The organism is Pedobacter polaris (genome assembly GCF_005116505.1).
Lineage (GTDB): Bacteria > Bacteroidota > Bacteroidia > Sphingobacteriales > Sphingobacteriaceae > Pedobacter > Pedobacter polaris.
Map to the genome: position 1 here is coordinate 254,768 of NZ_SWBR01000003.1, position 25,574 is coordinate 280,341.

Annotated in this window: 14 protein-coding genes; 6 read left to right on the forward strand and 8 right to left on the reverse strand. The window is 33.3% G+C overall.

What is annotated here, in order from left to right; genetic code table 11:
• Positions 1-266: 266 nt before the first annotated feature.
• The 5 genes from FA048_RS13140 to FA048_RS13160 all read right to left on the reverse strand — a co-directional run bounded on the left by FA048_RS13140 (position 267) and on the right by FA048_RS13160 (position 6,553).
• Positions 267-1,622 (reverse strand): DEAD/DEAH box helicase, encoded by a 1,356-nt coding sequence (locus FA048_RS13140; RefSeq protein WP_136841734.1) that lies wholly within the window; start codon positions 1,620-1,622, stop codon positions 267-269.
• A gap of 787 nt (positions 1,623-2,409) precedes the next feature.
• Positions 2,410-2,598, reverse strand: coding sequence for a hypothetical protein (locus tag FA048_RS13145; protein WP_136841736.1), 189 nt, complete (start codon positions 2,596-2,598; stop codon positions 2,410-2,412).
• 98 nt (positions 2,599-2,696) lie between these two features.
• Positions 2,697-4,040 (reverse strand): MFS transporter, encoded by a 1,344-nt coding sequence (locus FA048_RS13150; RefSeq protein ID WP_136841738.1) that lies wholly within the window; start codon positions 4,038-4,040, stop codon positions 2,697-2,699.
• Positions 4,041-5,201, reverse strand: a complete 1,161-nt coding sequence (locus FA048_RS13155; RefSeq protein ID WP_136841740.1) for a trans-sulfuration enzyme family protein — start codon at positions 5,199-5,201, stop codon at positions 4,041-4,043.
• Entirely contained in the window at positions 5,201-6,553 is a 1,353-nt protein-coding gene (locus tag FA048_RS13160) for an APC family permease (protein ID WP_136841742.1), read from the reverse strand. Before FA048_RS13160 ends, FA048_RS13155 begins: the two co-directional genes overlap by 1 nt.
• A 302-nt stretch (positions 6,554-6,855) precedes the next feature.
• On the opposite strand from FA048_RS13160, the gene FA048_RS13165 reads away from it, so the two are divergent.
• Together FA048_RS13165 and FA048_RS13170 are read left to right on the forward strand one after the other, a co-directional pair.
• Positions 6,856-8,745, forward strand: a complete 1,890-nt coding sequence (locus FA048_RS13165; RefSeq protein ID WP_136841744.1) for a DNA topoisomerase IV subunit B — start codon at positions 6,856-6,858, stop codon at positions 8,743-8,745.
• Positions 8,746-8,866: 121 nt separating this feature from the next.
• Positions 8,867-11,014 (forward strand): ATP-binding protein, encoded by a 2,148-nt coding sequence (locus FA048_RS13170; protein WP_136841745.1) that lies wholly within the window; start codon positions 8,867-8,869, stop codon positions 11,012-11,014.
• On the opposite strand, the gene FA048_RS13175 is transcribed toward FA048_RS13170, so the two are convergent.
• The 3 genes from FA048_RS13175 to FA048_RS13185 are packed head-to-tail and all read right to left on the reverse strand — an operon-like array spanning position 11,011 to position 19,301.
• A complete protein-coding gene (locus FA048_RS13175; protein WP_136841747.1) occupies positions 11,011-12,009 on the reverse strand; it encodes a YihY/virulence factor BrkB family protein in 999 nt (332 codons plus the stop codon). The two genes, FA048_RS13170 and FA048_RS13175, sit on opposite strands and share 4 nt — an antisense overlap.
• Before the next feature lie 4 nt (positions 12,010-12,013).
• A complete protein-coding gene (gene tamL / locus FA048_RS13180) occupies positions 12,014-14,332 on the reverse strand; it encodes a translocation and assembly module lipoprotein TamL (RefSeq protein WP_136841749.1) in 2,319 nt (772 codons plus the stop codon).
• Positions 14,316-19,301 (reverse strand): translocation/assembly module TamB, encoded by a 4,986-nt coding sequence (locus FA048_RS13185; protein WP_136841751.1) that lies wholly within the window; start codon positions 19,299-19,301, stop codon positions 14,316-14,318. Before FA048_RS13185 ends, tamL begins: the two co-directional genes overlap by 17 nt.
• Before the next feature lie 153 nt (positions 19,302-19,454).
• Here FA048_RS13185 and FA048_RS13190 point away from each other — a divergent pair, with 153 nt between their 5' ends.
• The 4 genes from FA048_RS13190 to FA048_RS13205 all read left to right on the forward strand — a co-directional run bounded on the left by FA048_RS13190 (position 19,455) and on the right by FA048_RS13205 (position 25,573).
• A complete protein-coding gene (locus FA048_RS13190) occupies positions 19,455-19,943 on the forward strand; it encodes a cytidine deaminase (protein WP_136841752.1) in 489 nt (162 codons plus the stop codon).
• A 430-nt stretch (positions 19,944-20,373) separates the two neighbouring features.
• Positions 20,374-23,349, forward strand: a complete 2,976-nt coding sequence (locus FA048_RS13195) for a DNA gyrase/topoisomerase IV subunit A (protein ID WP_136841754.1) — start codon at positions 20,374-20,376, stop codon at positions 23,347-23,349.
• Positions 23,350-23,853: 504 nt separating this feature from the next.
• Positions 23,854-24,480 carry a nicotinamide riboside transporter PnuC gene (pnuC, locus tag FA048_RS13200; protein ID WP_317130523.1) on the forward strand — a complete coding sequence of 209 codons (627 nt, stop codon included), beginning with the start codon at positions 23,854-23,856 and terminating at the stop codon, positions 24,478-24,480.
• A gap of 4 nt (positions 24,481-24,484) precedes the next feature.
• Complete coding sequence (locus tag FA048_RS13205; protein WP_136841756.1) at positions 24,485-25,573, forward strand: acyl-CoA dehydrogenase family protein; 1,089 nt, start codon at positions 24,485-24,487, stop codon at positions 25,571-25,573.
• The last annotated feature ends 1 nt before the right edge of the window (position 25,574 follow it).

The following is a 25,574-nucleotide window of genomic DNA, read 5'->3' on the forward strand; positions in this document are numbered from 1 at the left end:
TTAGTTAGTTCGGATCTGCAATCCGGTATTTTTGGCTAAGAATTTTAAATCCTTAGGAATTAAAGTAGAGATTATAAATCTCTACTAAAACCCAATTTCAGAACTAAAACCAATATTTTATCAAAAACTAGAAACAAAAATGGTCCGTATTACTACGAACCATTTTTTATTTAAAGTTTTGTCATCCTGACGTGTGCCGATTTTATATCGGTAGCTTGTCTAAGGACATTTGATGAGCGTTTCGAAAGGCTCAATATGACAGTTAACTAATCTCTTCTTCTATTACCACCGCCACTAAACCTACGGTTACCACCACCAGCGTTTGCACCAGCAGTACTACCAGTATGGTTAGGTTTTCCACCACCTTGATGAGGTTTCTTTTTCGCGCCACTTAAATTTGGCTCACGTTCACGAGGCTCACGTTGGTTCCCTTTTTTCTTTCCCTTACCTTTTGCATCAGCAGCAGCCGATAGTAGGCTTTGCCAGCTCATCGCATAAGGATGATCTTCATTTACAGGAACTTTTATCCCAATCAATTTCTCAATATCGTCTAAAAATTCTTTCTCTTCGCCATCGCAAAATGAGTAGGCAATGCCGCTTAGTCCAGCTCTTCCAGTTCTACCAATTCTATGTACGTAAGTTTCAGGAATGTTTGGTAACTCATAATTAATTACGTGTGCCAATTCATCTACATCAATACCGCGAGCAGCAATGTCAGTAGCTACTAAAACACGAGTTGTACGAGCTTTAAAATTGGTTAATGCCCTCTGACGAGCATTTTGTGATTTATTTCCATGAATAGCTTCGGCTTTAATATTGATTTTTATCAAATCCTTAACCACTTTATCTGCACCATGTTTAGTACGTGTAAATACCAAAACGGTTTCAATTGCTTTGTCTTTTAATAAGTGAGCCAATAAGCTTCTTTTGTCATTTTTCTCAACAAAATAAACTGCTTGCTGAATTTTTTCTGCTGTAGAAGAAATCGGAGTAACCTCAACTTTTACAGGGTTTGTTAAAATGGTGCTAGATAACTTCTGAATTTCTGTAGGCATTGTAGCCGAGAAAAACAAAGTTTGTCTTTTAGCAGGTAATTTAGCGATTACTTTTTTCACATCATGAATAAAGCCCATATCTAACATACGGTCTGCTTCATCCAATACAAAAATTTCAATTTCGCGTAGGTTTACAAAACCTTGGTTCATTAAATCTAATAAACGACCAGGAGTTGCCACTAAAATATCAACACCTCTATGCAGGGCATCAGTTTGTGATTTTTGTCCAACACCACCAAAAATTACCAAATGTTTTAAAGGTAAGTTACGGCCATAAGCCTTAAAGCTTTCTTCAATCTGAATGGCTAATTCTCTTGTTGGAGTTAAAATTAAGGCTCTAATTGGTTTAGGCCCTTTTGTATTTGTATGTGGTTTATCTAACAATTGCAACATTGGTATAGCAAATGCTGCGGTTTTACCAGTACCAGTTTGAGCACAGCCTAATAGATCGCGTTTTTGTAAAATTGAAGGTATAGATTGCTCTTGTATTGGTGTAGGTTGTGTATAACCTTCGGTTTCAAGCGCCTTTAAAATAGGGGCTATGAGGTTTAATTCTGAAAATAACAAAGTATAATTTTTAAGTGTAAAATGTCGAAGAAGCTAGAACAATCATTGCTGGGAGGACTAACTTGCGAGTTGCTTTAAATGATAAAGAAATTCTGCTTCGGCATAAAGGTAAGTAAATTATTTAAACAATTCGTCTTTGCGAGGAGGCACGACGAAGCAATCTCCTGTAGTTAAATTCAAAAACTGAAAACTGTAAACTGAAAATTGATAACTGGAAAACTAATGTCAGTGCTTTTCGGCAATTACAGTCCTACCCTCGCTACAATCTTTTACCCCTAGATTCCCTAAAGGGGGATTGGTAAAAGTATTTTCGCTAAGTCAGGTTTATAGAACAAAGGAAGAAGGACGTGGTAATGAGAAAATACTACTTAGTCTTAAATTTTTTCACTGTATTTAAATCGCCAATATTTCCAGCATATTCTGCTATCCTATTTTTTATTTCGAGATTTGTAGTATCAAAATTACTTGCAACCCATAAAACACCAATAGCAAATTTTTTATAACCTAAGCCTTTTTCTTTTTCTCCTTCTTTCTCATAATCTTCTCCATATCTAAAGGCTAACTCTCCAATGTCCTTTAGGTCTAAGAGTGTTATTTCTTTATTTTCTTTGCTTTTGTCTAATTGGAAAGACTTTTCTAAATCTGATGCCCCATCTTTGATATCCCCTAAATTTATTTTGCATAAACCTAGTTCTCTATAATTTACAGCAAAAGGACCATCTAATTTGTTTGCCAGCTCATACCATTTTATTCCATTTTCATAATCTTTTTGTAGATAATAACTATGTCATAAAGCACTTTTAACCAATTGATGAGTGCTATCTGTTTTGTAAGTTTCTAGAAATTTATCAATCGCATTTTTATTAAGTTCAAATGCAGGTTCAATTTTTCCTTTTTCAAATTCATCTCCCGCATCAAGAGAATATTTTACCCCTTCATTAAATAATTTAAAAGCAACTTTTTCTTTAGTTTCCATACAAGATAATAAACTAGTTATCAACAATAAAATGCTCGCTAATCTATAATAATTATTTTTTGTCATTTCAAGTTTTTATTATGGACCAATCTCATATCTCACTTCTCCCTAACCTCCTTAAACCTCGTAAAAAACAAAAGAGCTAATAAGCACAATGCAAAACCAACTACACCATTTAGCCTCAAACCGTAATCGTTTCCTGGGTCTTTACCATAAACCGTAAGCATAGCAAAAATGGCTATACCCAACGTCTGGCCAAGTTTTACGAAAAGGTATTTTACAGCAAAAAACATTCCTTCATGATTTTCGCCTGTTTCTATAGTGTCTTTTTGAGCAATGTCTGCCAAGATAGCATTTGGTAGAATTCCTAAAGCGGCTAATGGAAACGATGCAAAAATTACCAATAGATACATCTGATTTGCAGGTTCAAAAGGTAATTTGCCTAAAAAGAAAATGGTAACAAATATTAAACTCAAAATGCCAAACGCTAAAAGTACGAGTGGTTTTTTTCCAAACTTTTTAGCGCTAACATTTATAAACGGATAAAAAACTAAAGATAAAACAACCATCAACCCCATAAATTTACCGCCATCAGAATCTGGTAAACCCAATAAAACCGTAACGAAGTATAATAAACCGCTACTCATCAAGCTCAAAGCAGTATAATAAGTAAAATCAGAAATCAAATAATATTTAAAATTGGCGTTTCTAAAAGTATTTTTAATTGCGGGTAATAGTGGAATATGAGTTGGCTTACTATCTACATAATCCCTTTCTTTAATAAAAGCGATTGGCAAAATCATTACCAAACCAGAGAAAATGCTTAATCCCCAAATGGTATATTGCAAAGCATGAAAACGCTCTGTAACGTGAAAAACTGTTTGAATTAAATCAGCAAAGTTATTGCAAAGCGCACCTAAAATCATCCCTAAAACAAAACCAACTTGTTGAAAAGTAGAAAGCTTTACCTTTTCTTCAGGTGTATGTGTTAATTCTGCCAACAAAGCATTATAAGGAATAATATAAGTAGTAACTGAAATAAAAAATCCTGCCAATACAATAGTTAACCACCATGCATTATTTAAACTTTCACCCTTAACTATGGGGTAGAAAACTAAACTACAACATACTACCGCAGGTAAAATTGCCCAGCGCATAATAGGAAAACGTCTGCCCTTTGGATTTGTACTGCTATCACTCACCGAAGCAATTAATGGATCATAAGCCGCATCAAATAACCTGCCCGAAGCTGCAATTAATGAAAGAATATTGAATGCGCCAAAAACCAATAATTGCGGCACTAAAGGAACTAATCCTGAATTACTCGGAGGTAAATAAAAATAAGGTAACATCACGATAATAAGATTGGTCATGATACTCCAACCCATCATCCCGGCGCAATAAGCAATTTGTTTTTTAAAAGGTAGCGTTTGTAGTGGCATTTAAATTTTTGAGAGGGCTTGTTCTAAATCAGCGATAATATACTCAGCTTCTTCCAATCCTACATAAATTCTTATCAACACGTGCCTATTATTGGCTGCATCGAAATCGGTTTTGCTAATTCCCGCACATGCTGGAATAATTAAACTTTCATAACCACCCCAAGAAACTGCCATTAAAATATGCTTTAAACCATTGCAAAAAGTTTCAATTTTGGTTAGTTTTGAATCTTTTAAAACAATGCTGAATAATCCCCCACACTTTTTCATTTGTTTTTTGGCAAGAACTAAATCTTTGTTGTCTTTGCTAAAGGGATGTAAAACTTTCTCTATTTTAGAATGTGAATTTAAATAAGCGATTACTTTATCAGCAGTTTCGCTAATCTTTTCTAGTCTAATTGGTAATGTTCTTAATCCACGTAATAAAAGCCATGCATTTTGAGGAGCTAATGCTGCACCGATATTCAAATATTCTTTGTTGAAAATTTTTTCTAGTAAATCTTTCTTTCCTGTTAAAACACCGGCGACCACATCACTATGACCGGCCAAATATTTGGTGGCAGATTGCGCTACTAAATCAATTCCATACGCAATTGGTTGCTGATAAAGAGGAGAGCAATAACTATTATCAATCATTGTTAAAATACCTTTTCCTTTAGCAATTTTAGCTACAGCTTCTAAATCTTGCACATCGAAACTAAAGGTATTTGGCGATTCGAGATAAATTAACTTTGTTTTATTGGTAATTGCCTTTTCGAACTGACTTAAATCTGTACCATCTATAAAAGTTGTTGTTACCCCGTATTTGGGTAAAAATTCTTTAAATAATTTAATAGTCCAACTGTAAGGATTTTCGACGCATACTACTTCATCTCCACTTTGCAATAGTGCTAAAATCGGAACTGTAATTGCTGCAATTCCACTGCTAAAAACCAAAGCATCTTCAGCTCCATCTAATGCAGCTAATTTTTTTCTTAAAATATCTATAGTTGGGTTAAATCCTCTTGAATATAAATTACCCTTATATTCATCAGCCAATGCCGCCCTAAAATCCTCAACAGTATTAAATTTAAAATTGCTAGTTTGAATAATCGGCGGAGCAATTGCATTAAAATAGTTTTCGCGTTCTTCGCCTAATTCATTTAATATGTATGATAAATCCATTAGTTAGTTTTTACTTTTCTATTATTGAAAAATCTAGAAATGAAGTAAATAACTACAAACCCTAAAAATATAATTAAACCATTTGTAGCAGCACTGGGGTCGTCACTATAAATACTAACGGTTACAAATAAATACGCTGCGATAAAAATTATAGGCATAACCGGGTAAAATTTCATAGTATAAATAGTGCTTTTATCTAAGTGTGCTGTTGTTTTACGTAAATAGAAAATAGCTGCTGCAGAAAAAGCCATTCCGATGCTGTCCAGAAATATGGTATAATTCAAAATCTTATCAAAGGTTTGAGCATAAAATAAAGTTAGGATTGCAATAATGGTAAATACTGTTAAACTCACAATCATTACATCATTTTTTTTGGTTTTTTTAGTAAAAATACTTGGTAAGGCTTTCTCTTCGCCCATGGCATACATTGCTCGTGGATTACTTAACAAATTCACGTTTACGTACCCTAAAACAGAAAAGAAAATTAATACAGAAAGAACCGTAAAACCAGCAGGGCCAAAAATTTTACCTGCTAAAATAGCGGCAATGCTTTCTGCGGTTTTTAGTTGTTCAAAGCCAATCACTCTCACATAGGCATAGTTTATAGCCATGTACAAGGTGATGATGATACCCAATCCAATAATGATAGAACGAGGAATAACTTTTTTGGCTTCTTTGGCCTCTCCACCAAAATTGATAGTTTGTTGATAGCCGCCAAAACTGAATGAAACAGCAATTAAGCATAGGCCAAGGGCTTTTCCATAATCACTCCATGTAGCAGGCAAACCAGATGTACTATTAAAAATTGGAGTAATACTGGAGGTTTGTTCCCCAAAAAACACAGCGCAAATTAAGGTGAGAACCATTACAATTTTAATCATGGTAAGCACATTCTGTGTTTTAGAGCTGGTTTTTAAGCCTAAAAGATTAATGAGGTAAAATATGATAATACTTATAGCTGCAATAACAATTCGGTATTCAGCTGTTTGCATTTCAGGACTTAGTATCACCTTACTTAAATATTCTGCTCCAATTAAGGAAACCCCAGCAACCGAGGCTGCATTGGAAACTATAATGATACAATTGATTGCAAATGCAATAGAAGGGTGGTAACAAACAGAGAAAATTTTATAATATCCACCAGTAACGGGATAGCGAGAGCCTATTTCGGCATAGGTTAATGCACCGCATAAAGCCACGAAGCCACCAACGCCCCATGCTAAAAAGAATAATTCTGGAATTTGTGCTTTATTCGCTACGTTAACAGGAGTTCTAAAAATTCCCATTCCAATAACCAAGCTCACAACAATCATTGCAAGGTCGAAAAGAGAGAGTTGTTTTTTTTCTGGCATTGTGCTTAAAATTGATTTTGGAAGATACAGTTTTTTAGTCTTTAGTCAAAAGCCTTAACTAAGAGTAACTAGCTTGTGGCATAAATTGGAAATGTTCATTTGTGGAAACTTTGTAATTGATTTGAACAGAGATTAGATTAAATTTGTAATGCTGAGTTGTTTACCGTACCCATTGTTCGTCATTGCGAGCAGTGAAACAATGAAGCAATCTATAAACTTTGATTTTGTTATCCTGAGGAACGAAGGCCCTCTTAATAGATTCTTCGCTGCGCTCTGAATGACAAAATGTTAACGCAACAATTATGGCAGAACCGATTTATAACGAAGATAGTATTAAGTCACTTGATTGGCAGGAACACATTCGCCGCCGACCAGGGATGTATATTGGGAAACTTGGAGATGGTTCTGCACAAGACGATGGTATTTATGTGCTCCTAAAAGAAATTATGGATAACTCTATTGATGAGTTCATGATGGGTGCTGGAAAAACTATCGATATAACCTTAAGCGACCAAAAAGTAAATATTCGTGATTATGGCCGCGGTATCCCTTTGGGTAAAGTGATTGATTGCGTTTCGAAAATGAATACAGGTGGTAAGTATGATAGTAATGCTTTCCAAAAATCAGTTGGAATGAATGGCGTAGGTACAAAAGCTGTAAATGCATTATCTACCTCATTTGTGGTACAAAGTTATAGAGATGGTAAAACAAAAAAGGTAGAATTTAGTAAAGGTCTAATTACTTTAGAACACCCAGAAATTGAAACTACGCAACGCAATGGAACCGCGATAACTTTCTATCCCGATGAAACCATTTTTAGAAACTACCATTACATTCCAGATTTTGTAGAAAGTATGATTTGGAACTACGTGTTCCTGAATACCGGCTTAGTTATCAATTTCAATAACCAAAAATATTTCTCGGAGCGTGGTTTATATGATTTATTATCAAAGCAAAACAAACCAGAAGAAATTCGCTACCCAATAATTCATTTAAAGGGACATGATATTGAGTTAGCAATGACACACGGGCAGCAATATGGAGAAGATTACCATTCATTCGTAAATGGACAATATACCACGCAAGGAGGAACACACCAGGCCGCATTTAGAGAAGCGGTAGTGAAAACCATTCGTGAGTTTTATAAAAAGGAATTTGATGCCAATGATGTAAGAGCCTCTATTATTGCCGCTGTTGCCATTCGTGTACAAGAGCCTGTTTTCGAATCGCAAACAAAAACTAAATTAGGTTCAGAAAAAATTGCTCCAGAAGGACAATCTGTCAGAGGTTTTGTTAACGATTTTGTAAAAAAAGAATTAGATGATTATTTACATAAACATGCAGATGTTGCAGATGCAATTTTAAAAAGAATAATCCAGTCTGAAAGAGAACGAAAAGATATAGCAGGTATTAAAAAACTAGCTAACGATAGAGCAAAAAAGGCATCACTTCACAATAAAAAATTAAGAGATTGTAAGGTTCATTTTAATACTACTCACGAAAAAAGATACGAAACTACACTGTTTATTACTGAAGGTGATTCTGCATCTGGCTCTATTACAAAAAGTAGAGATGTAGACTGCCAAGCTGTGTTTAGTTTAAAAGGTAAGCCTTTAAATTGCTATGAACTGACTAAAAAAGTAGTGTATGAGAATGAAGAATTTAATCTTTTACAACATGCATTAAATATAGAGGATGGTTTAGAAGGCTTACATTATAATAATATTGTAATTGCAACAGATGCTGATGTAGACGGTATGCATATCCGTTTGTTAATGATGACTTTCTTTTTGCAATTTTTTCCAGATTTGGTAAAAGCAGGGCATGTTTACATTTTGCAAACGCCTTTATTTAGGGTACGCAATAAAAAAGAAACCATTTATTGTTACAGTGAGGATGAACGAAGAGATGCCATTGACAAATTAGGAGGCAAACCGGAAATTACAAGATTTAAAGGTTTAGGAGAAATCTCTCCAGATGAGTTTGGATTATTTATTGGTAAGGATATTAGATTGGATCCTGTTATTTTAAAAGAACAAACCATTAAGAAGCTGTTAGAGTACTACATGGGTAAAAATACACCAGAAAGACAGCAGCATATTATTAAAAATTTAAGAATAGAAAAAGACGAAGTTAAAGAAGAAGAAAAAGAAAGAAATCTGGCAAACACAGAAGATTTAGAGGTTGCTTAAAAAATTGAATTTTACTTAAAAGAATAATTTTTTAACGTATAATTGCATATCCCTATTTGTTATTAAAAATCGCCATTAAAGTTATTTTTTGGCTTAATTAATTTTTTATTAACGAATTTCTATGCCAATTTCATCCGAAAAAAACTCGTCAACTCGCTATGGTCTTGTAGTTTTTTTAATCTTAGCATTATTTTTATGTGCAATTTTCTTTTACATTAGAAACAATAAGGGGCAACACCTTGCACATAATATCGAACAACTTACGGCGCTGAAAGAGGATTATCTGTTGATAGATTCTTGTATTGTTGTACTTTATAACGCTGATAATAATTGCAGGTTATATGCTGTAACTGGGCAAAAAGCATACATTCAAAAATTTGCTAGCGATATTAATTTTGTTTCAGGAATCTTAAATAATCTCAAAACTTCGGCTGAAAAGAATAAGCCCAAAAATCTTAGTGGGTTAGTTAATCAAAAAAGAGTACGAACAGAACTCTATTTAAGGTTAAGACAGCTAACAGATAGTTTGATTAACTTATCTAATAATGTAGACACAAATGGAAATAAGGTGAAATATGAAGATAGCAATGAGCTTACCTATAAACAGTTTAAAACAATGGTTACCATTGATACCATAAAATCATTGCCACTAGCTCAAAAAGAAAAAAACCTAATTGGTAGATTGGGAGATGCACTTAAACGTAAAAGCAAACCATCAGCAGATAATTCGACCAAAAGATATATAAGGACAGAAATTAAATTAGATACTTCACTGCAAAGTAAAAAGTTTAATAAACTCCAACTTAAAAACATGAATAATTATTTCCGCAATTTATATGCGGCAAATAATATGCTCAAGAAAAATGAAATTGTTATCCTGCAACTTAATAATAGAATTATAACTGAAATTGTTTCACTACTGCAGCGCTATAAAAACAAAGAGATATCGTTCGCAAAACAAAATAGGAGTGAGTTAAAAGGTGATATCGATAAAACTATTAACAGTATCGATAAAATCTTTATGCTCAGCATAGGACTGCTTATTTTATTAGTTGTTGCTATATTATATAACTTATGGAAAATATTTAAAAATGAGAACGATTTAGTTAATCATAGTCAGAAGATCTCTCAGTATGCAGTTTCTAAGAGTAGATTTTTGGCGAACATGAGCCATGAAATTAGAACACCACTAAATTCAGTAGTTGGATTTTCTGAGCAATTAAGCCAAGGAAAATTAGATGCGCAACAGCTGGAGCAAGTAAGTGCAATTAGAAGTTCTTCTATTATGTTGTTAGATGTTGTAAATGATATACTTGATTTTTCTAAATATGAAACCGGAAAAGTTTCTTTTGATAAGTTTTCTTTTGCCCCGTTTGATGCTATAACAGAAGTATTTAACAGTATTAAAATTCAGGCTACCAAAAAAGGAATTGAGTTTAAGAGTGATATTTCTTTTAAAAGGGATTTCTGTTTTTCTGGAGATTCTCTTCGTTTAAAGCAAGTAATGCTGAACTTATTAAGTAATGCAATTAAGTTTACAGCTAAAGGCTCAGTTACATTAAAGGCTGATGTAATACAAAATTCTAAAAAGCAAAGTGTACTAAAAATTCAAATTATTGATACCGGAATTGGAATTAAAGCCGAAGATATTGATATGATTTTTGATGAGTTTGCTCAGGTTTATCATTCCTCTACTAAAATTACACAGAAAGGTACAGGCCTTGGTTTAGCCATTTGTAAGAAAATTGTTGAGCTTCAAGGCGGACAAATCGGTGTTACAAGTGAAATAGGTAAAGGTTCAATATTCGGTTTTGAAATTCCTTATGATACTTGTATAACTAATGATGCTTTAAAAAATGAGACTGTAGTTAGTATTAATGCCAATGGAGTTGAGGGTAAACATATTTTATTAGCAGATGATAATAAAATGAATATTCTATTGGCACAAACTGTACTCAAAAAATATAAAATGGTTACAAAGGCAGCTTATGATGGTAGGGAAGCTTTTGAGCTATTTAAAATCGATAACTATGATTTAATCTTAACTGACATACAAATGCCAGAGATGGGTGGCATAGAACTTACTCGATTAATAAGGTCTTATAATGACAAAGAGAAATCTATTGTTCCGATTTTAGGTGTAACAGCAAATGTTTTAGAAGAAGACCGTAAAAAATATATAGAATCTGGTATTGATGATTTAGTATTGAAACCATTCTCAGAAAAAGATTTAATAGATAAAATAGCCAAATACTTGAAAAAAGATTAAACTTCTGGACAATTTACTGTGTCCTCTGGATGTTGTGGAGGCAGAACTTCTACTTTCTTTTCTACAACAATTGTTTTTAAGTGAACTGCGTATTTTGAAGGACTAATTCCATTTTCAAACTTCTCAGCATATGCTTGAGTAAATTCTGCACCAAAGTATAAAATGATGGATGTATAATAGATCCAAACTAATATTACGATTATTGAACTTGCAGCGCCAAATGCAGAGCCAGGATTACCTTTCTCGATATAAATACCTATGACATACTTACCCAAACTAAACATCAAAGCGGTAAATAAAGCTCCAATTAATGCAGGTTTCCATTTCAAAATTACATCAGGTAAAACCTTGAAAATAATAGCGAATATGGCTGTAACCACGGCTAATGTTAGAACATTTGTTACAATCAACATAAAAAAACCTGAGATTTGTTCAATGCCAATTCTAGCGGCATAAATTTCTAGTTTATTGCCAATTCCTACTACAACACTGTTTATAACAAGAGAAACTAGAAGCAAAAACCCTAATGATGCAATTAATGAAAATGACAATAAGCGGTTTGTGATTAGCTTTTTCCAGCCCCTTTTAGGAACGGCTTTTACTTTCCAAATTTGATTAATACTATCTTGAATTTCAATAAATATAGCAGTAGAACCTATAAGTAATGTAGCAATTCCTACAACTAAACCCATTGTGCTTTTGCCAGAGAGATTTGCATTTTCAACAAAGCCTCTCAATTGGTTTGCTGCATCTATACCAATCATCTCACTAATTTCTCCAAACAATTTGGTGTTGGGATCCATATTATCTCCTAAGAAGAGGCTAGCAGCAGAGATAATAATGATAATCAATGGTGTAAGTGAAAATATAGTATAATAAGCCAGTGATGCACTTAACTTCATTACCCTATCTTCCATAAACCCTTTTCCAGCAGCTATAAATAAGTGATAAGTAATTATTGCTACATTTTTTACTTTTTTTAATAACCTAATCATACTATTAAAACGGATAACCAATACCGATGTTTAAAATAAAATTCTCTCTGCGCCAAGTTTTGCTACCAAAATCAACTTCATTTAGCACCCAACGTTGTCCGCTAGGAAGGTATGGTTTTCTAATTGGAAAAGCTCCATCTAAACGAATTACAAATATTTGAGCATCTATTCTTAAACCGGCTCCAGTGCCAACAGCCAATTCACTTAGCGCTCTACTCAACTTAAAACCAGAACCTGGCCTGCCCGTATTTGTAGTTCCTGGTATGCCTGTATCTTCTTTTCTCAACCAAATATTTCCTGCATCAACAAATAATGCACCATATAAAACACTTACAATTTTAAACCTGAGTTCTGTATTCAGCATCATTTTAATATCTCCGCCTTGATCTGAGAAAGTTTGATTGTCGGGTACTTTATAAGTCCCTGGGCCTAATGTTCTAGCTCTAAACGCTCTAATGTCATTACTTCCGCCAGCAAAAAACTGCCGAACAAAAGGTAATGTAGTGCTGTTGCCGTATGCATAACCATAACCCAAGTTAAGCCTGCTAGCCCAGGTTACATTTCTATTTACCTTGTAATAATCTCTTAAATCTGCCTCAAGTCTTACAAATTGAGTTAATGAGGTATTAAATAATCCCCTTCTACCCAAGTTATCTTTTTGAACAAATAAACCCCATAAATTTCCTCCTGTTTCTATGCCTCCATTAAAATAGATGTTATTTCTTCTGTAATCTTCCATTTGATTAGTGAAGGTGAAATTATAATTGCTACCGATGATGAATTGATTTTCAAGTGAGCTACGTAATATAGGGTTTGCATTAAAAAGGCTGTCTTTTGTTGCGGTATCAGGGAAACTTGCTTGTACATAGTTAACCGATATTGGATTAAAAGTATGCTCTTTTCTAATATTTTCTTTCCAGTTGTAACCAAATTCTGCTTTAAAAGCATTTAATGAATATTGTGAACCTCTATTTAATAATTGGTAAGAAAGTGAGGCTACGGTTTTAGGAATAAATGCATTGGTAGCACTTGGTTTGTAAAATGGAACAATGAATTGGGGAAAGGTTAATTTGCCTTCTAATGTAAGGGATAGTGAGTTTTGCCCTTTCGCTAATCCACTATATTGCGTTTCGAAACCGCCACTTGCACTAATATCTAATTGCTCAGCGCCTCTAAATAGATTTCGTGTAGTTTGGGTTATTTTCACTTCAGAACCTATGAAATTACTTGATTTATTTGTTCCGGTAACTGAAAAACTCAATGAATTTTTCTTTAATGGGGTAAGGAAAATATTTAAGTTAAGCTGATTGTTCTTAAAACTATCAATTGGTAAAAACTCTACTCTTACATCTCTAAAAGCACCAACATTTACCATCCTATTTAAGGATTGGTTATGGTCTTTTCTATTATAATTTTCGCCCTTTTTAAAGAAAACCAGCCTGTCAAAAAGTTTTGGTTTAAATGTATTTCTATCATCGTAAATATTAAAATCGTGATATGGCTGTGGGTGCAAATTTCTTAATAAACTATCTCTTCGCAAATTGTAATTTGGATAGATATTTATATTTTTTATCGTATATGGTTTTAGCGCAGCATCTGGAGATGTGTTTTTTACTTTCAATGTAATGTCTACCAAATTTTTGCCAATCGTGCTATCAACTTGTAATATCAAATAATCTGGACTGAAATAGAAATAACCACTCTCTTTTAAATCATTATCTATCCTAATCCGTTCATTTTTGTAAGTATCTAAATCATAAAAATTACCAACTTTTAATAATGTCTTATCTTTGTTTTTGTTGATATTGTTAGTTAGAGTTCCCGTGTCTTTAGGAAAGGTTACACTATTGATTTTATATCTGTCGCCTGTGGTTGCAGTATAAATTGCTTTTCCTTTTTTGCCTTTAATTACTGTATCTCCCGTAACATCTGCTTGCAAATAACCTTGGCTAATTAAGTAACTTTTTAAAACATCATTATTGTATTTTATCTTTACTTCGCTCATTAATACAGGTTTTTCTCCTACTTTATTCTTCAACCAATTTCCTATTCCTTTTGGTTTAACGGTATCGGGAGCAAGATTATACAGTAATAATTTCCATTTAATACCCAATAGCGATTTGTTAGGCCTGGGACGAGTTTTATTTTCTAGCGAGGTTTTAACCTCTTTTTGGTCAGCTATTCTTTTACTAGAATCAGGATTGATAATAACATCGGCTCCCGTATATAAATATTGCCCAGGTTTAAGTCGTCTGGTTGTACTACAGCTAGCCAAAACCAAACAAGCCATTAAAATTATTGTAGATTTAATTAGTTGTTTCATTTTTTGGTTTCTGTTCTATTTGATTTCTTAATCTCTTTGATCTCTTTTGGAAAATCTCTTTAAATTTATTGTAATCTACCACTAATGTAAAACCAACACCAGTTTCAATAATCTGACCATCAACAATACCTTCGTTTTGGTTACGTCTATAAAACCTTAACCTGTACCTGCCATCAGCAGAAAGCATATAATCTATATTTACATTACCTGCGATAGCTGATGAACTTTGCCCAGGAGTTTTTGGCCCCTCTAATCCAAATGAACTACCAACTGTTATGGTTAATCTATCATTTAATAATTTTTTAGATAAGCCAACTTCTAAATCTGTTTTTTGTTCTAATGAACCAGTCGAATAATCTTCAGATGAGTTTACGCCAAAGTTTAAATCAACACCTTGAATTAAATCAGACGCTAAATTATTCAACTGTTCAGTTAACAATTTACTTACGCTTGAGCGAGCCCAGGTGGATGCACCACCGCCACCACCAACCAAACTTTGGAAAGGATTGTTAGCAATAAACCTATTCAAAGCAAGCAAAGCAAATACTTGTTTATTCAACTCATTTTCATCTCTATTTACATTTTGTAATTTGGTATAAACTATTCCTTCTAATGCGCCACGTTCATTTTCTGGTAAATCAATTTTGAAAGAAATAGTTGGCTTTAACAATTCATCTTTCATATACAAATAAACTTGAAAGGGCAATTTGGTTTTTGCTCTAATGTTATCTGGTTCATTAATTAAATCAATTGGTGCAGCATTAACTTCATATAAAGCCGTTAAATCAACAGTTGCAGCAGTTGGCTCTCCAGTCCAAATTATAGTACTTCCCTTAACAATTTTAAATGGTCTTTTACCTAACGGAGCAACTGTTAAACTATAAGAGCCTTCTATAACTTCATACCTACCAGTTAAACTTATTTTTCCGCTGCGGTCTATAGTTGCATTTAAATTGGCATCACCTTTTATATTCAAGTTATCGCCATTCTGTGGATCAACAACTACGTTTAATTCAGCTTCTGGATCAATTGTTATTGCAGCAACTAGATTAACTCCTTTTAAAGGTGATTTACTTACGCTATCAGTTTTTAAAGCTTTTTGACCATTAAAAGGTGGTGCATCTGCATCTATAAATTGTACAATTCCTTCTTGGTCAATAACAGATGGGTCGCTGATGGGCAAGGCATAAAAGAATTTAGTTCCTTTATTAACATTAAGTCTCATATTTACATCAGGCTGATTTAAATCTCCACGAACTTTAATGTTGCTGGTTAAATAAACAGTACCATAAATCATGTCATTATCAGCAGCAGTAGAATTAATTGCTCTAAAATTATTAGTGGTAATATCTAATCCAAACCTTACATTTTTAAAGTCAGTAGTATAAATATTGCCATCAATAATTGCCTTTTGTCCTAACGAGTCAATTATTGTAAAGTCATCAAATCTTATACCTTCATTATTAAATGCTATTTCTTGAGTTGGCATAGTGAAATAAGAATTGATATAAGCAACATTAAATCCAGCATCATTAAATTTAAGTGAGCCTAAAATTTTTGGTGCTGTCAATTCGCCCTTAACATTAAATTGGCCAGTTATTGTTCCTTTTCCTTGCCTAATTTGACCTAAACTAACACTTTCTATTTCTTTAAGATCTATCTTATCAATATTTACAACTAAATCTAATGCACTTTGTGGAGCTGTATAATAAAAACCACTTGCACGTAATTCGTGAACTCCTTTTAATCTTGCATCAACCTGAAAAGCGTTGGCGGTATTGTTGTTTACCAATAAACTTAAATCACCAAGATCATCTTTTTGATAACGCAATTTGCTGATATTTAGATTGGCTTCAAACTTAGGGTTGCCTACTATGTCTTTTACATTAACCAATCCATTAATAGTTCCACCAACCATTGAAGTATCAGTTTCTGCAAATTTTGTGATGGTTTCTATCTGAAAGTCTTTAAACTCTACACGCATTGGAGAATTTGGTGTGTTGTTAATGCTGTTGATGCTTAATAATTGTGAACCTTGACTTAAATTAAACTCATTTGCCAATATTCCTGATTTGCCAAATTGAATATAGTTTGCTGAGGGAATACTCCATTTTTGATAATCTAATAGCAGTTTATTAGGGTCAAGGTTAAACCTAAAGTCTTTTTTATAAGATTTGAAAATGCCACCAATTACATATTTATCTTTCCTCTGTCTATCTCTAAGGAAAATATTTAAATCTAATTGATTATTAGCTGCATTGCCTGAAATTTCTGAATTAAATAATACTATAGATGGGCTTTGAATACTTTTAATTGTTAAATTGTAATTTAACTTTTGGTTGTTATTATTTACTGCAAGGCGAATGCTATCCACATTATAATCTTCATACACCACTTTTGGAAAAGAGGCATTCATAATCAAGCTATCTTTTTTTGTATCAATTAATCCATTTATTCTTGATGGAACAAAAGTTGTTAATTGTGGAACAAAATCTTTCAAAAATTTAGGGTTATAAACATTGATATCAAATCTAAAACGCTGATCTGGAATGGATGTAACCTCACCAAATTGATAATATTTATTAATTTGATTAATGATGGCATTTCCGATTTTACTTAACTGATATTGCCCATCAATTTTTGCACTTAATAATTCTGATTTTAACGATAAACTATTAGCTGTGGCAGATGAATGTGCAACAATTTGAACAGTATCTACATTAAATCTTCTGCCCTCTTTTACAACTTGTAAACCGGTTGCGAAAATATCGCCATTTAAATAATCCACATCAGCAGTGGTAATGTTTGCTTTAATATTTCCTGCAACTTTAAATTCTGTTGCACTAAAATTCAATTTTTGCAGGTCAACTTGTTTTAAGTTTACATTAGCTTTAACAGCAGGATATTTTCTAGCTAAATTAATCTGTGCATCTAAATTGAAATTGGCATTACTATCAGGCATACTACCTTTTACATTTAGCAATTGTTTGGCATAAGTGCCACTCATCTTTAAATTGCGGTAATTGTATTTGTTATAAGTTGCGCTTAAAACTGTGGCATTAAATTTTGCGTTGATTTTTTTTGGATCCAAACCTGTTCCAATTACATCAGCTTTTACGGTAACTCTGCCTAAGGTGGCTTGTTGTTTTAATAATCTGCCAACATTAAAATTGTTTAAGCTGATGTTCGCTTTATAACTTTCTTTCCCTTTAGGCCCTTTCATGTTTGCAACAATTACCGCTCCTCCCATGTCCGTTTGTATGTTTAGATTAGTGCTAAAATCGGTCATCGAGCCTTTAAAGGTTCCCTTGGCGTTAACTACATTCGGTAATTCAATAGTAGGAGGGAGTGATTTTTTAGGAACCACAACTAAAATATCACTTTTGGTAAGGTGTAGTCTTTTAATGTTTAAATCAAGATAAGTTTTATTGATATCAGGTAAACCTTTTGCCCTTCCACTAATGTCAATTTGGGTATTTTTTAACCCACTTAACTGTAATTGGGTAATATTTAAATTGTTTAAGTAGCCATTAACATTGGCATTTAATTTAATTTTTTCATTTCTATAATTTGCCGGGATAGCATCACTGAAAAAAACTGCATCTTTTAAACCAATGGTTGTATTTTTAAAATTCAAACTCATTTTAACCCTTTCAGGATGTTTCGTTAAATCCTCTAATGAGGTAAAGTTTAACTCAGTTGCATTATCAATACTGGTATTTGGAGTTTTTAGGAGGAAATTAGCCAGCTTAATTTGTTTGTTGGTATAAGTTGCATCGCCTTGTAATTGATTTAAAACGAAACCACTTTTATCTTTTAACGAACCATTGTTTACCTTAACAGTTATGCCCCCATTAGCGAAATTTAAATTCCCAGCACCTAAATTAAAATTGGTAATGTTAAGGTGATTAAAATCTAATCCTTTTGCTGGTTTTGCTGCTAAATTGTCAAACTGTACCTCATTGTCATTAAAATCAACTTTCTTTAAAAATAAAGCTAGGGGGGATGCTTCCACAACAACTGTATCTTTTACTTTTTTTAAGTTGTTGCTAGGCGCAGGTTTAAAAGCAAATAAAATTTTAGATTTATTTAATCTCGCTTCATCAGCATTATACTTGCCATTTGTTAAATCTACCTTTAAATTAACTAAGCCTAAATCATTAATGTTTGCAATTGCTTTTGTTGTTGACAATTGGTCATCATAATTTATTTTTACATTGCTAAATGAAAAATCCTGAATTGCTATAGTTGGTAGTTTTCCAGTTGATTTTTGTGTGCTGTCTACACTATTGGTAATATGTTGTACCAAATGCGTTAAAGGTTTTTGCTGAAGATAATTAAGATTAGTGTTTTTTAAACTTAATTCTTTGATAACGTAATTTTGTTTAACTAAATCAAAATCTTTAATCTTCGATTTAAATTCACCAAGATATAATTTCACATCGTTACCTGCTACATCATCCCTGTAAGTAATGCCAATGTCTGTGAATAAAACTTTATCGATTCTAAATTTTAAAGGGGCAGAAGTGGTATCTTTTTCTGGATCTTTTTTTTCTTCAGTCATAAAGGCATCAACTAAGAAAGAAAAATTAAAAGCAGTGTCTGGATTAATACGTTTTACGTTTGCACGTACGTTTTTTAGTTCAATGCTGTTTATTTCAACGGTGTTTTTTAAAAGCTTAAATAAGCTAATGTCAACCTGTAGTTTTTCTGCATATAATAATGTATCACCTTTTCTATCTTCAATATAAAACTTATTAAGCACCACATCTTTTGGCAGGGCGATTTTAATACTTTCTAATCTAACTTCGGTTTTGGTCTTGTTTTTAAGGTAGGTAATAGCCCTATCCTTCACAAAGTTTTGTACGGCAGGGATATTTAACGAAAGCGCAATGAGAACAACCAACAAGATAATGCTAGCGATTGTCCATAGGAAAATTTTTAAACCTTTACGTAAATACTTCTTCAATCGAGATAAATTTGAGATGGTAAACCTTTTTACACTAATATTATGCCAATTACTATTAAATTTTAAACAAATAGTGATTAAAAAAGTTCTTTAGAATTTAAAGAAAAAATAGCTTACGTTTATATCCCGCAAATAATTTGTGGAAACAAATCTATGAACACACAAAATTTCACCATCAGCTACGAGACTTTTAATAGTATAGAAGAGCTTTCAGGAACTGATAAAATGTTATGTGCAAAGGCGAAAGAGGCATTGGTTTCATCATTTTCCCCATATTCTAAATTTAAAGTAGGAACAGCTATTCTTTTAGCCGATGATCAAATTGTATTAGGGAGCAACCAAGAAAATTTAGCTTATCCATCAGGTCTTTGCGCTGAAAGAGTTGCCTTATTCAATATTGGCTCAAATTATCCAAATGCTGTTGTTAAAACAATGGCGATTACTGCACAAACAGACAATTTTAAAATAGTAAACCCAATTACTTCGTGTGGCGGCTGTTTGCAGGTAATGATTGAAGTAGAGAAAAGACAAAAGACACCGATTGAAGTTTTATTCTATTGCATTGATGGGCAAATTCTAAAAATAAAAAGCGTTAAGAATTTATTGCCTTTTGCATTTGTAGAAGATAGGTTGGAAAAATAAGGTCACTAAAATTCACCATCTAAGACATTTTAGAAAACCTAAAAGTTATCTATTCATAAACCATATGTCTATCCTTCGTTTGTCATTCCGGGGAACGAGGAATCTAATAGCTAGATTATAGCACAAATAATTTTTTTAGTGTGAAAATGCTTAGCTGTGCTTTGATATTTTAGATGGTTAAAAAATGGTTTGTCAGTCCGACTTTGGAGGAATCTGATAGATTAGATTATATAGATTCTTCGCTTCGCTCTGAATGACAAACTTTTATTTGGTAGAAATCACTTAAATTGCTTTTCAAATCTTATTTATGTATAGCTCTTATGTGTTCATTTTGCATCTATTCTTACCTCTCAACACCCTGTTAAAAACTTCTCTCCAAAATTCTAAATGCAAGCCTTATATTTACGCATCCCAAATACTTTTATAGCGAATGAGTGAAGAATTAGACAACAATTTAAACGAAGATGCCTTACCGGATAATCCGGAAAATAAACATTCAGTTATCCCAATTAACGGACTTTATGAAAATTGGTTTCTCGATTATGCTTCTTATGTAATTCTGGATAGGGCGGTGCCTCATATACACGATGGTTTAAAACCTGTGCAGCGCCGTATTATGCATTCGCTAAAAGAAATGGATGATGGGCGTTTTAATAAAGCCGCAAACGTAATTGGGAATACCATGAAATACCATCCGCATGGAGATGCCTCTATTGGCGATGCGATGGTACAGATAGGCCAAAAAGATTTACTAATTGATTGCCAAGGAAACTGGGGCGATCCGATTACGGGAGATAGTGCAGCGGCACCTCGTTACATCGAAGCTCGATTATCAAAATTTGCCAATGATGTTGTTTTTAATGCCGATACGACAATTTGGCAATTAAGTTATGATGGGAGAAACAGCGAACCGGTTACTTTACCAGTTAAGTTTCCATTGCTTTTGGCGCAAGGAGCAGAGGGTATTGCCGTTGGTTTAGCTACCAAAGTAATGCCACACAATTTTATAGAATTGATTGATGCTTCTATTGAAATTTTAAAGGGAAATAGAAGTAATATTTTACCAGATTTCTTTACTGGAGGAATGGCTGATTTCTCTAACTACAATGAAGGGATGCGTGGTGGTAGAATTAGAGTTAGGGCAAAAATTACCGAAAAAGATAAAAAAACTTTGGTCATTACCGAAGTTCCATATAGCACAACTACTGGTTCTGTAATTGATAGTATTTTGGCTGCCAACGACAAGGGCAAAATTAAAATCAAAAAAATTGAAGACAATACTGCGGCTAATGTAGAAATTGTAATTCAGCTGGCACCAGGTATCTCACCTGATGTTACTATCGATGCTTTGTATGCGTTTACAGCTTGTGAGGTTTCCATTTCTCCAAATACATGTATCATTAAAGATGATAAACCTCATTTTTTAACCGTAAATGATATTTTAGAGCAAAATACAAAACACACTAAATTCTTACTTAAACGTGAATTAGAAATCCGTTTGCACGAGTTGCAAGAGCGAATTTTCTTTAGTTCACTGTTAAAGATTTTCATTCAGGAAGGGATGTACAAAAATCCTGAGTACGAGAATTCTGCTGATTTTGAAGGAGTGGTTACTGTGTTGAATTTGTTGTTTGATCCTTTTAAGCCGTCGTTATATAGAGAAATTTTACCTGAAGATTTCAAAAAGCTAATCGATAAGCCAATGAGTAGCATTACTCGTTTTGATGTGAAAAAGGCTGATGAACAAATGAAAGCTTTAGAAGATGAGATTAAAGTAGTTAAAGGTCATTTACGTCATTTAACAGATTATGCAATTGCTTGGTATCAGAAACTGAAAGACAAATATGGTAAGGGTAGAGAACGAAAAACAGAAATACGTTTATTCGATAAGGTAGAGGCAAGTAAAGTTGCTTTAGCAAATGTAAAATTGTACATGAACCGTGAAGATGGTTTTATTGGTACTGGCTTAAAGAAAGACGAATTTGTAGCTGATTGTTCTGATATAGATGAAATCATTGTATTTCGTGAAGATGGAAAATGCATCGTCTCTAAAGTTGCAGATAAGACTTTTGTAGGTAAAGGCATCATTCATGCACAAGTATTTAAAAAAGGAGATGAGCGTACGGTTTATAATATGATTTATAAAGACGGAGCGAGTGGTACAAATTATATTAAACGTTTTGCAGTTTTGGGTGTAACTCGAGATAAGGAATATGATTTAACTAAAGGAAGCAAAGGCTCTAAAACTTTATATTTCACAGCAAATCCTAATGGCGAGGCAGAAATTATTAATATTCAGCTTAAACCCCATTCTAAATTAAAGAAATTGCAGTTCGACGTAGATTTTGCTGAAACTGCAATTAAAGGTCGTGCTTCACAGGGAAACATAGTATCTAAATATCCTATTAAAAAGGTTTTACTAAAAACTAAAGGTGTTTCTACCTTATCAGGACTAAAGATTTGGTACGATGAATTATTGAAACGTTTAAATGTTGATGGTAGAGGGAAATACTTAGGCGAATTTGATGGGGATGATAAGATTTTGCAGGTTAATGCCGCAGGTTGGTATGAGTTAACTTCGTTCGATTTAAGTAATCACTTTGATCCAGGCATTGTACTCATGCAAAAATTCGATCCTGAGAAAGTTTATGGATTGGTACATTTTGATACCAAAGCCAAAAATTATTTCGTAAAAAGATTTGTATTCGAACTACAACCTGCTGGAAAAGAGGTAAGTATCATTAGTGAAGAACAAGGATCTAAAATGATCTTTATAACTGGAAAGCCAGATGCAACATTGCAAATTGATGTAGAGAAAGGTAAATCGAAAACACCCGAAACTTTAACAGTAGAATTAGCTGGATTAATTGATGTAAAGGGGTTAAAAGCCAATGGCAATAGACTTTCTCCACACGAAGTTAAACAAGTTGTTTTGGTAAATGCAGAGCCTGAGATTGGTATAGAATTAGTTGAGCCAATAATAGTAGATGATGTTGAACCAACTGTTGCAGAAGTTGATGGTGAGCAGGAAAGTTTTACTGAAGACAATGCTACAGCTGATGAAAACGAAGCAACCGAATCAACTGAAATTGTGCAAGAAATGACGATTGAAGAAATCATTCCTGAAATAGTAGAAGAAGCAGAATTGCCTGAGATTAAGGTAACGCACGTAGAAAAGCCGATACAAGAGACTCCGAAGAAAAAGCCAGTGTTTAAGTCAGAAACACCAAAAGTAGAGCCCAAACCTGAGGTCAAGAAGAAGGTGGAGGTTGTGAAATCAAAGGAAGAAGAACCAAAGCCTGATACCAAACAGGAAGAACCAAAACCTGTAAAAAAAGTAGACTTTGAAATTACCAATCCAGATGATATTAAAATTGACGATAAAGGTCAATTAGGCTTTTTCTAAACCTTTTAACCACATAGATACATAGAAAACATAGCTATGTGCCTATGTGGTAAATATTGTCCGTTCAAAAAAATCCTTTCAGCTCCTTGGTTGGTGGCTCACCAACCATTAATTATAACATATACCCTCTATTGTTGGTATTACCACCAATCATCACAATAGTAACATTATTTATTTTTCGCTTAAGCCATTTAAAACAATATGTGCCTATGTGGTAAATAACAGTTTGTTTTAATCTTTTTAAATCTATATTTGCATCACTCAAGGGGTGCTGGCTTTTAGCAAACTCAAATTGTAAAAGCTAGCTGAGATTATACCCATTTTAAAGGTAGAAGGTAAAAGGTAAGAAGGTAGAGGGGAAACCCTAAGCCCTAAACCTTCCAGCCCTTTAAATGTACCTGATCTGGATAATGCCAGCGTAGGGAGAGGTTGAGTTTACAATGCTGTTTCGCCCTGTAACAGCTTTTATTAATTTTTTAATTGTCTTAACAGACTGCATTGTAAATGATGAATTTTCAAGAATGGTTTATGCTGTTTCAGCAACAAATTGTAAAAACTTCCTTAATCGAGTGGATTGCTGTAGGGTTTGGGATTTCGGAAGTATTACTCGCCAAGAAGAATAATATTTGGCTTTATCCAACTGGTATCATATCTATTTTACTATCTATGTTTTTATTGCTTAAAGTGAAATTATATGCAGAAACACTTTTGAGCATGTATTATTTGGTAATGAGTATTTACGGTTGGCTTTTATGGAAAAAACGAAAGTTAGAAGTACAAATCCAAGTTTCATGGTGCACAAATAAAGAAATTACAATTGCTGTGCTTATTTCTACTATAGGTTTTTTGATATTGTATATAGTTTTAAAATATTTTACTGATTCTGATGTGCCAATATGGGATGCTTTCGTATCCTCAACTGCATGGGCAGGAATGTGGCTTTTGGCAAAGCGTAAAATAGAAAACTGGATATTTTTGAATATTTCAAATCTGTTTGCTATTCCATTATTAATCCATAAAAAGCTCGCTATGTTTGCAGTATTAACCACAATACTATTTATTGTTGCAATTTTTGGCTTTATAGAATGGAAAAAAATAGAACAAAAAAGAAAATTGGTATTAGCTAATTAAACGGATGGAAGAACTATTGAAATTAGTAGATAAAAACAAGATTTTAGCATATGCAGGTATTGCAGAAACACTTGGTCAATTGCATCCAGAGGTAATAGAAATAGCAATTAAAGAGCAATGGTTTAAATTATATGTGCCAGAAGTTTATGGCGGACCCGCTAAAATACTTCCAGAAATATTAAGATTATTAGAAGAGTTGGCTTATTTAGATGGGAGTTTAGGTTGGACAGTTACACTTTGTAGTGGAGCTGGTTGGTTTGCAGGGTTTTTAGATCCAGAATTAGCTAAAGAAGTTTTTGCCAATAGAGAAGTTTGCTTTGCAGGCAGTGGCGCAGTAGGGGGAACTGCTATTAAAACTGATAATGGATATGTTTTAAATGGACATTGGAATTATGCTAGTGGTGCGTTACATGCAACTATTTTTACAGCAAACTGCAAGCTAGAAAATGCAGATGGTTCTCCGGTTCTATCAACTGACGGTGAACAACTCATTAGCTCTTTCATTTTATTTAAGGATGAAATCAATATTTTACCCGGTTGGTCTTACTTTGGTTTAATCGCTACTGGTAGTCATGCTTTTGAGGCAAAAGATTTGCATGTACCATTAAACAGAACTTTTCAGATCAATAAAGAGATAAAGGTTGATATCCCTGGATTCGACTATCCATTTTTACAATTGGCAGAAACTACATTAGCTGTAAATAGCGCTGGCATGGCTAAGCATTTTTTACAATTAACAGAAGAATTGTTTTATGGCAGAACAGGGATAAAACGTTACAAGGAAAATCAAATGCTTTATTTTGATGCAGAATTTAAGCAATGTAAGGCAGAATTTGAACAAGTTCGTAACGTATTTTATGAAGCCTTTGATTTATCATGGAGTAGTTTGATAAATGAAAAAAGCATTAAAGAAGATTTGCTGAAAGAAGTAAGTTTAGTAAGTAGGAAGTTAGCCCATACAAGCAGAAGAATTACAGATACGCTTTTCCCTTATTGTGGATTAGAAGCGGCAAAAAAGGAATCAGAAATTAATAGGGTTTGGCGTGATATACATACCGCAAGTCAACACTCACTTTTAACATTTGAGGATTAAC